The organism is Massilia norwichensis (assembly GCF_024753245.1).
GTDB lineage: Bacteria > Pseudomonadota > Gammaproteobacteria > Burkholderiales > Burkholderiaceae_D > Telluria > Telluria norwichensis.
On record NZ_JANUGX010000007.1, the window covers coordinates 153,969 to 166,380 of the forward strand.

At 66.2% G+C, this 12,412-nt stretch carries 10 protein-coding genes; 8 read left to right on the top strand and 2 right to left on the bottom strand.

Features of this window, described 5'->3' with window-relative positions; translation table 11 throughout:
• Positions 1-175: 175 nt before the first annotated feature.
• The 3 genes from NX782_RS08370 to NX782_RS08380 are packed head-to-tail and all read left to right on the top strand — an operon-like array spanning position 176 to position 2,201.
• Positions 176-499, top strand: coding sequence for a thioredoxin family protein (locus tag NX782_RS08370; protein WP_258844986.1), 324 nt, complete (start codon positions 176-178; stop codon positions 497-499).
• Positions 496-1,785: an MFS transporter gene (locus NX782_RS08375; RefSeq protein WP_258844987.1), complete on the top strand. Its 1,290-nt coding sequence runs from the start codon at positions 496-498 to the stop codon at positions 1,783-1,785. The genes NX782_RS08370 and NX782_RS08375 overlap by 4 nt, the downstream gene beginning before the upstream one ends.
• On the top strand, positions 1,782-2,201 hold the full coding sequence (locus NX782_RS08380; protein WP_258844988.1) for a GFA family protein: 420 nt from the start codon (positions 1,782-1,784) through the stop codon (positions 2,199-2,201). Before NX782_RS08375 ends, NX782_RS08380 begins: the two co-directional genes overlap by 4 nt.
• Here NX782_RS08380 and NX782_RS08385 read toward each other — a convergent pair.
• Positions 2,198-3,004, bottom strand: coding sequence for a DUF481 domain-containing protein (locus NX782_RS08385; protein WP_308632867.1), 807 nt, complete (start codon positions 3,002-3,004; stop codon positions 2,198-2,200). The genes NX782_RS08380 and NX782_RS08385 overlap by 4 nt on opposite strands.
• Before the next feature lie 207 nt (positions 3,005-3,211).
• Here NX782_RS08385 and NX782_RS08390 point away from each other — a divergent pair, with 207 nt between their 5' ends.
• Positions 3,212-3,847 carry a response regulator gene (locus NX782_RS08390; RefSeq protein WP_258844990.1) on the top strand — a complete coding sequence of 212 codons (636 nt, stop codon included), beginning with the start codon at positions 3,212-3,214 and terminating at the stop codon, positions 3,845-3,847.
• Between the two features lie 293 nt (positions 3,848-4,140).
• Positions 4,141-6,747 carry a GGDEF/EAL domain-containing response regulator gene (locus NX782_RS08395; RefSeq protein ID WP_258844991.1) on the top strand — a complete coding sequence of 869 codons (2,607 nt, stop codon included), beginning with the start codon at positions 4,141-4,143 and terminating at the stop codon, positions 6,745-6,747.
• Positions 6,748-6,755: 8 nt separating this feature from the next.
• On the opposite strand, the gene NX782_RS08400 is transcribed toward NX782_RS08395, so the two are convergent.
• Entirely contained in the window at positions 6,756-8,048 is a 1,293-nt protein-coding gene (locus NX782_RS08400) for an NCS2 family permease (protein ID WP_258844992.1), read from the bottom strand.
• Between the two features lie 138 nt (positions 8,049-8,186).
• Between NX782_RS08400 and kdgK the strand changes: the two genes are divergently transcribed.
• The 3 genes from kdgK (at position 8,187) to NX782_RS08415 (ending at position 12,347) form a co-directional block, all read left to right on the top strand.
• Positions 8,187-9,170: a 2-dehydro-3-deoxygluconokinase gene (gene kdgK / locus NX782_RS08405; protein WP_258844993.1), complete on the top strand. Its 984-nt coding sequence runs from the start codon at positions 8,187-8,189 to the stop codon at positions 9,168-9,170.
• 79 nt (positions 9,171-9,249) lie between these two features.
• Entirely contained in the window at positions 9,250-10,473 is a 1,224-nt protein-coding gene (locus tag NX782_RS08410; RefSeq protein ID WP_258844994.1) for a hypothetical protein, read from the top strand.
• A 635-nt stretch (positions 10,474-11,108) separates the two neighbouring features.
• The gene (locus NX782_RS08415) at positions 11,109-12,347 is read left to right on the top strand and encodes a glycosyltransferase family 1 protein (protein WP_258844995.1); all 1,239 of its coding nucleotides are present in this window, start codon (positions 11,109-11,111) and stop codon (positions 12,345-12,347) included.
• The last annotated feature ends 65 nt before the right edge of the window (positions 12,348-12,412 follow it).

Here is a 12,412-nt window from a genome sequence, read left to right on the forward strand (position 1 = left end):
GGCCAATCGGCCGCGGGCTTTTTATTTGACAGTAAATTGCAACTAACCGACAGATTGCGCAAAAAAACACAAACCCAGCCACCAAAACAGGCGGGCGCCAGCGCTATCGCAGTCCGCACCCATTTGAGGTACGCTAATGCCATTCGCGCAACAAGCACACAACAAGGAGAACAACATGAGCAAGCCCTATGAAACCGCGCAACCCGACCGGGCGGCCGTCGATGCCATGCGCGGCGTGGTGGCCGTCGATTTCGGCACCAACTGGTGCGGCTACTGCAAGGCCGCCGAGCACCTGATCGACGAGGCGCTGCAGGCCTACCCGCAGGTGGCGCACCTGAAAGCCGAGGATGGTCCGGGCCGGCCGCTGGGGCGCTCGTTCCGCGTCAAGCTGTGGCCGACCGTGGTGGTGATGAAGGATGGCCAGGAAGTCGCGCGCGTGGTGCGTCCGGCCGATGCGAAGGAGCTCAAGGACGCGCTGGCCCAGGCAGGCGCCGCATGAGCGCTGTCGAAGCGCCGACCCTGCGCGCGCCGGCGAACAAGCCGGCCACCGTGCTGTTCGCCAGCCTGATCGGCACCACCATCGAGTTCTTCGACTTCTATATCTACGCCACCGCCGCGGTGCTGGTGTTCCCGAAGCTGTTCTTCCCGGCCGCCGATGCAGCCGCCGCCACGCTGCAGTCGCTGGCGACCTTCGCGATCGCGTTTTTCGCACGGCCGGTGGGCTCGGCCGTGTTCGGCCACTTCGGCGACCGCATCGGCCGCAAAGCGACCCTGGTCGCGGCGCTGCTGACGATGGGCCTGTCGACGGTATTGATCGGCCTGCTGCCGACCTATGCCACGATCGGCACGCTGGCGCCGCTGCTGCTGGCGCTGTGCCGCTTCGGCCAGGGCCTGGGCCTGGGCGGCGAGTGGGGCGGGGCGGTGCTGCTCGCCACCGAGAACGCGCCGCCCGGCAAGCGCGCCTGGTACGGCATGTTCCCGCAACTCGGCGCGCCGCTGGGCTTCTTCCTGTCCGGTTCGACCTTCCTGGTGCTGTCGCAGACGCTGTCGGATGCCGACTTCTTCGCCTGGGGCTGGCGTGTGCCTTTCCTGGCCAGCGCGCTGCTGGTGATCGTCGGCCTCTACGTGCGCCTGAAGATCACCGAGACACCGGACTTCCAGAAGGTCCTGGAGCGCAACGAGCGCGTGCGCCTGCCGGTGGCGGCCGTGTTCAGGTCGCACCCGGGCGCGCTGGTGCTGGGCACCATGGCGGCGATGGCGACCTTCGTGATCTTCTACCTGATGACGGTGTTCGCCCTCAGCTGGGGCACGACGGCCCTGCATTACTCGCGACAGCAATTCCTGCTGCTGCAGCTGTTCGCGATCCTGTTCTTCGGGCTGACGATACCGATTGCCGCCGTGCTGGCCGACCGCCTGGACCGGCGCCGCGTGATGATCGGGGTGTCGCTGGCGATCGCCGTGTTCGGGCTGGTGTTCGGCCCCTTGTTCGGCTCCGGTTCGCTGGCCATGGTGACCGTGTTCATGGTGCTCGGCCAATGCCTGATCGGCATGACCTATGGGCCGCTGGGCACGCTGCTGTCGGAGATGTTCCCGCCCGAGGTGCGCTACACCGGTGCCTCGCTCACCTTCAACCTGGCCGGCATCCTGGGCGCCTCGCTGGCGCCGTATGTGGCAACCTGGCTGGCGACCAATTACGGCCTGGCGACTGTCGGCTGGTACCTGAGCGCGGCGGCCGTGGTCAGCCTGGCGGCGCTGCTGCCGGTGAAAATGGCGAAGGAGAGATGATGACCCTGACGGGCGGCTGCACCTGCGGTGCCGTGCGCTACGAAACCGATGCGGCGCCTTTTCACCGCACGCTCTGCCATTGCGTGGACTGCCGCCGCGCGGCCGGGGCGCCGGCGGTAGCCTGGTTTTCGGTGCCTGCGGACGCGCTGCGCTGGGTGCGCGGCACGCCTGGGCTGCGCCGTTCCAGTCCGCAGGTCGAACGCAGCTTCTGCGCGGCCTGCGGCACGCCGCTCGGCTACCGCAACGATGCCTGGCCCGCGGAAATCGACGTGACGACCTGCAGTCTGGACGATCCCGAGGCGGCGGCGCCGCGCGACCACACTTTCGCGTTCCAGCGCGTCAGCTGGATGCGGGTCGACGACGGCATGCCGGTCTATCCGCGCAGCCGCGGAGAAGGCATGCCCGGGCCAGTTTAGAAGGAGTAGACCAGGGTCAGCGAGGTCTGGGTGTCGGTGTTCTTCTTGTCTTCCGGCACCTTGCTGTCGCTGCGTGCGCTGAAGGCCGCCTTCATCTGCATGGTGTCGTTGATCTTGGTGGAGAGCGCGGTTTCTGCCACCGTGTGCACGTTCGAGGTGCCGCGTTCGACGCTGACCGTCTGGCTGAAGGCCGCCGACGGGCTGACCCGCCAGCGCAACTGGGCCGCGCCGTGCACCGTCATGCCCGATTCCTGCTCGCCCGAGGCGCTCTCGCCATGGAAGTAACCCGGGCCGACCTCGACGTCGACGGTCTTGTCGTCGCGCTTGAGCAGCTGGGTGCCGTAACCGACCGCCAGGGTCGAGTAGCGGGTGTAGGCGCCGAATTTGTCGTTCACGTGGGAGCCAAGCACGAAGGCGCGGTTGCCGTCCTGGAGCAGCTTGAAGGCCGCCTTGGCGGACAGCTGGAAGCGCTCGGCCGAGCGGGTGCGGGTACGGCTGCCGTCCTCATTCACCGCTTCGTCTTCCTTGAAGAAGCCGCTGAAGATGTACTCGTTGCTCCAGTTGTTCATTTCATGACGGGCGTCGATCTTGCCCGTCACCGAGGTGCCGGTGGTGTTGCCGGACGTCGAAATCGCGCCGAGTTCGGCGGAGGTGTACCAGTTGCTGCCGTCCGGGATGGTCGTGGACGGCGCTTGCGTGAAATACGTGGACGACGGCGAGGCACTGTCGAAGTCGTCGGGCGCGGCGATGGCCGTGCCGGTCGCGCCAGCGAAGGCCAGCGCCCAGATGATCGGAAATTTCATGAGCATCCCGTGGTTCAATGGATGGCCGGACATTGTAAACGAAAGAGCGAGGACAAACGCATCAGTTGCGGCTTTTTGATGCGTAAATGCAGGCAATTGATAATGCAATTGTTAAGACTCGTTGCATTGGGTTTGCAATTGCATGTGGGAAACGCCTAAAATACCGCTTTCTCCAACACATTGGTACGAAAGTATAAGGAAGGCACCGTGATCAGGCTAGTCATTGCCGACGACCATGAACTGATTCGCGAAGGGGTCAAGAAGATCGTGCGCCATTGCGCCGACCTGAAAGTGGTGGGCGAAGCGGCCGACCTGAAACAACTCATCCCGCTGATCGCCCAGGTGCGGCCCGATCTCGTGGTGCTGGACGTGACCCTGCCGGACGCCGACGGCCTCGAGGGGCTGGCTACGCTGCTCCGCCACTTCCCCGGTTTGCGTGTCGTCATGCTGAGCATGCACCCGGAAGAGCGCTATGCGGTCGAGGCTTTACGCGCGGGTGCGCTTGGCTATGTTTCGAAAGGCGCGGCCACTGCCGAACTGGTGGAGGCCGTGCGCAAGGCCGGCCAGGGCACGCCCTGGGTCGGGCCACGCGTTGCCGAACTGCTGGCGCGCGAAGCGGTCGCCCCGGCGCCACCGCCGCCGCCGCACCACCTGTTGACCGCACGCGAGGGCGAGATCGTGGCCCTCATCGGCGCCGGCCTGCAAATCAAGCAGGTTGCCGCCCAACTGGGGATCAGCGTCAGCTCGGTCAACACCTACCGCAACCGCATCTTCCGCAAGATGGGGCTGTCCTCGAACGCAGCCTTGATCCGCTACGCGCTGCAGCATGGTCTGGCAGGGTGATCTTTCGTTGCCGAGGAGCAACAATGTGAACGAGGGTCTGTCATTAAATCTACGACAGCATGCGTTCTTTATGCGACATCCATAACCCAAGTGGCGCTCGTTTTTCCCTATGAGAGTACGGGCGCGGCCTGGTGCCGGGCCGATGCATGGGCGTACCGGTAAATACAACTGCCGACAAACGCCTCTCCCGTCCGCTCACTTCACAATGTTATAAGTTACCCATCTTGCCTAACTAAATTGCAAGCATTCTGGCAGTCAACACGCATAAGATGATAACGAAGCGAGAGAGAGACATGGCCGGGGAAACGGTGGACATCCTGGTCGTGGAAGACAGCCCTACCCAGGCACAGCACCTGGCGCGTCTGCTGGCAAGCGAGCCTGGCTGGAAAGTGCGGATCGCCGGCGACGGCTCGAGCGCGCTGGCGGAAGTCGCGCGGCGCCGCCCGCAGCTGATCGTCAGCGATGTCGCGATGCCGGGAATGGACGGCTTCACCCTGTGCCGCACCCTGAAGGACGACCCGGTGTACGCCAACCTCCCGGTGGTCCTGCTGACCAGCCTGGCCAGTTTGAAGGACATCGTGCAGGCGCTGGAATCGGGCGCCGACAGTTTCGTGCGCAAACCCTACGACGGCCAGCAGCTGCGCGAGCGCCTGCGCCGCATCCTGCAGGACTGCGCGCTGGGCGCGCCCGACCGGCCGCTCGAATTCATGGCGACCGAACGGCACCAGATCTACCAGCTGCTGGTCGCCACGCATGCCCAGACGCTGCGCATGAACACCGAACTGGCCGAGCAGCGCGGCGTACTGGAACGCTCTTTCCGCTCGCTGGCCATCCTGCACGGCATGGCGGCGGCGCTCAACGAGGCGGTCGGCGAACGGGCCGTGGCCGAGGCGGCGCTGTCGCACCTGCTGGCCATGCCCGGCCTGGCCGGCGCAGCGGTGAGCGCGCTGCGGCCGGACGGCAAGCTGCGGCCGCTGGCGACGCGCGGGATCCAGCTCGACGGCGCCAGGGGCCCGATCCCGATCCGCATCCGCCTGGTGGCCCAGCAGCGCGAAGTCGGCATGCTCGAGCTGCTGCCGGCCAAGGGTGGCTTGGGCGAAGCCGAGCGTTCGCTGCTCGACAGCGCCGCCACCCAGCTTGGCTCGGCGCTGGAGCGTGCGCGCCTGTACGCCTGCATGGAGGCGCTGGTGGTCGAACGCACCGATGCGCTGCGCTCGGAACGCAACCGCCTGTCGGCCGTGGTCGACACCGCCGGCGCCCTGGTACTGCTGGCGGCGCCCAGCGGCCACATCGTGATGTTCAACCGTGCCTGCGAAGAAGCGCTGGGCTGGAAAGCAGGCGAGGCGATCGGCCAGCCCTGCTGGGAAGTGGTGCGGCGCGTCGACGACGAACTGGCGGTGCGGCGCCTGTTCCAGAACCTGGAGAGCATGTCGCAGAGCGCGCGTGTGCAGGGCGAATGGCACACCCGGGACGGCGCCACCCGCTCGATCCTCTGGACCACGACCCTGCTGCGGCGCGACGACGGCAGCATCGAATACGTGCTCGGCACCGGCATCGACGCCACCGAGCTGCGCGGCGCCGAGGAACGCCTGCGCTACGTCAGCAATTTCGACACCCTGACCGGCCTGCCGAACCGCGTGCTGCTGCGCGAGCACCTGGCCCAGATGAAGCCGCAGGCGCAGGGGGCGGGGCAGGTGCTCGGCTTCATCCTGCTCAGCCTGGGCCGCATGCCGCTGATCCGCGAGGCGCTGGGGCCGGCGGCCGAGCAGGCGCTGCTGCAGGAAGCGGCGGCGCGGCTGCGCGCGGTGGCTGGCGTGGATGCGGTGGGCCGCTTCTCTGACGGCAGCTTCGCCATCGTCGCGCGGCGCGCGCTGGCCGAAGACCTGGCCGGGGCGGCGCGCCGGCTGCTGGCCGCCGTTGGCCAGTCCTACCTCTGGGATGCCGAAGAGCTGCATCTCGATCCCGCGGTGGGCATCGCCGTGTTCCCCAACGACGGCCTGAAATACGAAGTGCTGGTGCGCGGCGCGGAAGCGGCGCTGCGCCAGGCCCAGGAAAGCCCGGGTCAGCGTTATGCCTTCTACCGTCCTGAATTCAACCAGGGCGCCAACGACCGCTTCAAGCTGGAGAGCGCCCTGCGCCGCGCCATCGAGCGCGAAGAACTGGTGCTGTTCTTCCAGCCGCAGCTTGACCTGGCCAGCGGCGCGATCGTCGGTGCCGAAGCGCTGCTGCGCTGGCGTCATCCCGAGCGTGGGCTGGTCCCGCCCGGCGTCTTCATTCCGCTGGCCGAGGAAACCGGCCTGATCCTGCCGATCGGCGACTGGGCGCTGCGCGCCGCCTGCAGCCAGCAGCGCCGCTGGCGCGATGCCGGGCTGCCGCTGGTGCCGGTGTCGGTGAATCTGTCGGCGCACCAGTTCGACGACGCCATCGTCGGCACCGTCGCCCGCGTGCTCGACGAATGCGGCATCGAGCCGGAGCTGCTGGAACTGGAGCTGACCGAGACCGCCTCGATGGCGGACGCCGACAAGAGCGTGGCGCTGCTGGCCCAGCTCAAGAGCATGGGCGTGCGGCTGGCGATCGACGACTTCGGTACCGGCTTCTCGAACCTGAATTACCTGAAGCGCTTCCCGGTCGACAAACTCAAGCTCGACCAGTCCTTCGTCGCGGACATCATGGACAGCGGCGACGATCTCGCGATCTCGCGCGCGGTGATCGCCATGGCGCACAGCCTGCGTCTGACGGTGGTGGCGGAAGGGGTGGAAACGGCCGAGCAGCTGGCGCTGCTGGCCGAGCATGGCTGCGACATGATGCAGGGTTACTACTTCAGCAGGCCGGTGCCGGCCGAGGACTTTGGACGCATGCTGCGCGAAGGCTTCAGCCTCGCGCAGCATGAACCGGCTTAGTTACCGGTTCAGGTCCCGATATAGGCGATTTTAAAAGCGAACAGCGCCGCGATCACCCACACCACCGGCGCCACGTCGCGTGCGCGGCCGGTGGTCAGTTTCAGCACCGCGTAGGTGATGAAGCCGAACGCGATACCCTCGGCGATCGAGTAGGTGAAGGGAATCGTCAGCGCGGTGATGGCGGCGGGGATCGCTTCGGTGGTGTCGCCCCATTCGATGTCGCCGAGGTCGCGCAGCATCAGGCAGGCCACGAACAGCAGCGCCGGCGCGGTCGCGTACGGCGGCACCACACCGGCCAGCGGCGCGATGAACAGGCAGGCCAGGAACAGTACCGCCACGGTCAGCGCCGTCAGGCCGGTACGGCCGCCGGCCTGCACCCCGGACGCCGATTCCAGATAGGCGGTGGTGCTCGAGGTGCCGAGCGTGGCGCCGGCGACGATCGCCGCGCTGTCGGCCAGCAGCGCCTTGTTGAGGCGCTCCATCTTCCCTTCGACCAGCAGGCCGGCGCGGCTGGCCACGCCCATCAGGGTGCCGGTGGCGTCGAACAGCTCGACCAGGAAGAACACCAGGATCACGTTCAGGATGCCGACGCCCAGCGCCGCTTTCACGTCCAGCTGCATGAAGGTCGGGGCCAGCGAGGGCGGAGCGGAGACCACGTTGTGGAACTCGTTCCCGCCGAAGAAGAAGCTGAGCACCGTCACCGCGATGATGCCGATCAGGATCGCGCCGCGCACGCGCAGGCGGTCCAGGGTCACGATCAGCAGGAAGCCGACCATGGCCATGATGGCGCCGGCCTGGTGCAGGTCGCCGACCTTGACCAGGGTCGGCTCGCTGGCCACCACGATGCCGGCGTTCTTCAAGGCGATCAGGGCCAGGAACATACCCAGGCCGACCGTGATCGCCACCCGCAGCGAGCGCGGAATGCCGTTCACGATCATCGCGCGCAGGCCGAAAACCGACACCAGGATGAACAGGCAGCCGGAGACGAACACCGCGCCCAGCGCCGCCTGCCAGGGCACCTTCATGCCCAGCACGACAGCGTAGGCGAAGTAGGCGTTCAGGCCCATCCCGGGCGCCATCGCGATCGGGTAGTTGGCGTACAGGCCCATCACGGCGCTGCCGAGCGCCGCAACCAGGCAGGTGGCCACGAACACGGCCTCTTTGGGCATGCCGGCATCGCCGAGGATGGAAGGGTTGACGAAGATGATGTAAGCCATCGTCAGGAAGGTCGTCAGGCCGGCCACCATTTCGGTGCGGACGTCGGTGCCGCTCTGCCGGAGTTGGAAAAGTCGTTCAAGCATGTTGTTTTAGCGCGTCAGGGAATGGATGACCGAAGCATAACACCGGCGGCGCAAGCCGCCATCATTTGTCATTGCCGGGCAGGCGTTTTGTGACTTCGCTAAACTTGGCGGAACGACGTTTTCATTTCAAGGACAAGCATGGAAGCACAAGCGGTCTACGCGATCGGCGAATGCATGATCGAACTCCAGCGCAGCCTGGCGGCGCCGACGCTGGATTACCGCTTCGGCGGCGACACCCTGAACGCCGCGGTCTACATGGCGCGCCTGCTCGACCCGAGCCAGGTGCGCGTCGCCTATGTGACCGGCCTCGGCGTGGATGCGATGTCGGCCGAGATGCTGGCCAGCTGGGAGAAGGAGGGCATCGATACCCGCTATGTGCAGCGCCTGCCGGACCGCCTGCCGGGCATCTACATGATCGAGCTGGATGCGGACGGCGAGCGCCGCTTCCATTACTGGCGCAAGGATTCCGCGGCCAGGTACTGGCTCGACGCGCCGGCAGCCGGCGAGGTGCTGGCCCAGCTGGGTGCGGCGCGCATGGTCTACCTGTCGGGCATCAGCCTGGCGATCCTGCCCGAGGCCGGCCGCGAACTGCTGCTCCCGGCGCTGGCCCGCTGCCGCGCGGGCGGCGGCAGCGTCGTCTTCGACAGTAACTACCGTCCGCGCCTGTGGGAGAGCGCCGGGGCCGCCGCCGACGTCTACCGCCGTGTGCTGGCCCACGCCGACATCGCGCTGCTGACCCTCGACGACGAGCAAGCCATCCACGGCCCGGAGAGTGCGCGGCAGGTCATCGAGCGCACCCGCGGCTATGGCGTGCGCGAGGTGGTCGTCAAGTGCGGCGCCGAACCCTGCGTGGTGTGGGCCGAGGGCCAACTGCATGAAGTCGCCGCGGAACCGGTCACGGACGTGGTCGACACCACGGCGGCCGGCGATTCCTTCGGCGCGGCCTACGTCGCGGCGCGCCTGTCCGGCGCGGATCCCGTGGCGGCGGCGCGTGCCGGGCACAGGCTGGCCGGCACCGTGATCCGCCATCGCGGCGCGATCATCGGGCGCGAACTGATGCCGGAGCCGGGTTTCGCCGCACCTGACGATGCCGGCGACGAACGCTCGCGCCGCAGCACTTGAACCCTCGCGGTCCCGGAAGCGGGTTTTTTTTCGTCCATTTGATAACATGGGGCCTTGTTCACTCTTTACGATTGTCGCCATGCCAAAAAACAAGCGCCCAGCTCCCCGCAAATCTGCAAAACCCGCGGCGGAGTCCGACCACGAGGCGCTGGCCCAGAACCTGGTCGATCTCGCACTGGAGATTACCGAGACCGACCCCGAGGATCTGCAGGCCGCCGCGCGCATCCCGCAATACGAACAGGACCTGCTGACCCTGGTCCGCCGTGCCCTGCGCCGCAACCACGATGAGGTGCTGTACGGCGCCATCGAAGCGGCGCGCTACACCGACCCCGAGTGCTGCCGTTACCTGCAGGAGCACATCGAGGAAGAAGCCGCGACCCTGCGCCTGCGCGATCCGGATGCGGACGGCGCCGAGCTCGAGATCGACGCCTTCATGATCCCGCTGTTCGTCAGCAGCACCGGCGGCCTGACGGCGGCCGAGGTGTTCCAGGACGATGCCGCCTTCGAAGAACTGAGCGACAGTTTCCGCCACACCGGCCTGGCCAGCGCCGACAGCCGCGTGGTGCTGGTGCGTTACCTGTACGACCTGGACGAGGTCGACCACATCGGCTACAGCGACCTGCAGCAGATGCTGAAGGAGGCGGCGGCCTCGATGCGCAGCAAGAAGCTGGTCGCGGCGCCGACCATCGAAGCCAGCATGCGCGGCTGGCATGCGAGCGGCTTCGGCCCCGACGACGAAGCGATGGAGCTGCGCTTCCTGCTCGGCTTCTCGCTCAAGCACGCCGACGATCCCTTCTACAAGGTGCCGAAGGACGAGGCGGCCGCCGACGCCTATTTCGAAGGCCGCATGGCGCGCTACCGCATGTGGGCCGGCACCATCCAGCCGCTGCTGGCGCGCAGCCTGTCCAGCAAGCCGGCCGACATCGAGCTGAACTTCCTGTACCAGGACCTGTTCTATGGCGCCAAGGGGCAGGGCGTGGCCGAGCTGGGGATGCTGGCGACGCTCTCCGAGGTCAACAGCCGCCTGGACGAACTGGACCTGGCGCCGGAACGCATCAAGGCCGTGGTGGCGCCGGTCGACCTGGTCGACCACGCCGCGCTGCGCATCAATCTCTACCCGCTCGACGGCGGCGCACCGCTGGCCACGATCGACAAGCCGCTGGACCTGGCGGCCGACCTCGAGACCGAGATGGAAGACTTGTGCGACGGCCTCGGCACGATCGGACTGGACGGCGTGCTGGTGGCGCGCGGTTTCGACGCCGGCGGGCAGCCGGAGGGGGCGGAGGCGTATCTGAGCGATTGACGGTCGCTGCGCGGTTCGCCGTCGTCCCCGCGCAGGCGGGGACCCAAGTCCGATGAGCCGACGAAACGCATGCAACCTGGATTCCCGCCTTCGCGGGAATGACGGTGGTGGCTTGATGAGCCGACGAAACGCATGCAACCTGGATTCCCGCCTTCGCGGGAATGACGGTGGTGGCTTGATGAGCTGAAGAAACGCATGCAACCTGGATTCCCGCCTTCGCGGGAATGACGGTGGCGACGTGCCGGACGACGGTAATTGCCTCGCCTTCAGCACTTTGGTGCCCCATTCCTTCCCCGGAAACACCGTTTTCCTGCTCTTCCGTTCTCCACTTCACCCTGCGCACGCTTGAGTGCCCGAGGATTTTTCGTAGTGCTTTTTCCTGATTAATCGTAGGACTAAGCCTACATTTTTGACCAAGAGTCACAAGTCTCCTAGGGGAGCGCAAACCCCGCTTCCCATTTTCGTTACCGGTTGTCAATATTGCAATTGGTAACTGAAAATCTTGGCGATTTTGCATGTTACGATTCTCGGGTCCGGCACCCCCGAAACCTGGCGCGTCCAAGCGCACAAGCCAGTGTCGAGCCGGTTGCATACCAGATCAACGAGAACGCCCGAAGGCGAAAGGAACTTGAAAAATGCCAACCCTGATCGTGTTTTGCCACCTGCGTTGGGACTTTGTGTTTCAGCGTCCCCAGCACCTGATGACTCGCCTGGCGGAACACTACCGAATCCTCATCGTCGAGGAACCGGTCTACCACGAAGGGCAGGCACACCTGAAGAAGACGGCCGTCGCGCCGAACATCACGGTGTGCCAGCCGCATACCGCGATCCACGCGCCTGGTTTCCATGACGACCAGATCCCGACCCTGCAGAACCTGCTGGCCGACCTCGTGCCGCAAGGCGAAAAGCCGGTCGTCTGGTTCTACACCCCGATGGCCCTGCCGCTGCTGCAAAGCTTCGAACCTTCGCTGGTCGTGTACGACTGCATGGACGAACTGGCCGCGTTCAAGAACCCGCCGAAGCAGCTGGTGCAGCGCGAAAGCGCACTGCTGAACATCGCCGACCTGTGCTTCACCGGCGGCCCGAGCCTGTACAACTCGAAGAAGGAACGCCACGCCAACGCCCACTGCTTCTCGAGCAGCGTCGACGCCAAGCATTTCCAGAAAGCCCAGGACCGTTCGTACAGCCACCCGGACCAGGCCAGCATCCCGGGGCCGCGCCTCGGCTTCTACGGCGTGATCGACGAGCGTTTCGACATCGACCTGATCCGCGAAATGGCCGCCGCTCGTCCGGACTGGCAGATCGTGCTGGTCGGCCCGGTCGTGAAGATCGACCCGGCGCACCTGCCGCAGGCCGCCAACATCCACTACATGGGCCAGCGCACCTATGAAGAGCTGCCGAAGTTCCTGGCCGGCTGGGACGTCTGCCTGCTGCCCTTCGCGATGAACGAATCGACCAAGTTCATCTCGCCGACCAAGGTGCTGGAATACATGGCTGCCGAGCTGCCCTCTGTCTCGACCCCGATCACCGACGTCAAGGTCCCGTACAGCCACGTCGTCGAAATCGCCGCGACCCCGGCCGAGTTCATCGCCGCCTGCGAGCGCATGCTGGCCCTGAGCGACGAGCAGAAGGCCGACCTGGCCCAGCGCATGCGCACCGTGGTTGCCGGCACCTCCTGGGACAAGACCGCCCAGGCGATGCACGAGCTGATCCAGACCACCGAGCCGGGCAACAAGGCGCAGCGCCTGAGCGCCGACGGCAACAGCTACACCGGTGTCGAAGCCGGCAACGTCAGCCCGCTGCCGGTCAAACAACAGCAGGTCCAGACCGCCGCCATCGACGTCGAGCCGAAGAAGGCCCAGGCCGCCGAATAAGCTGGCGAAAGCCCGAAACAGCCGCCCCGCAGCAATGCGTGGGCGGTTTTTTTGCTTTTATGGCA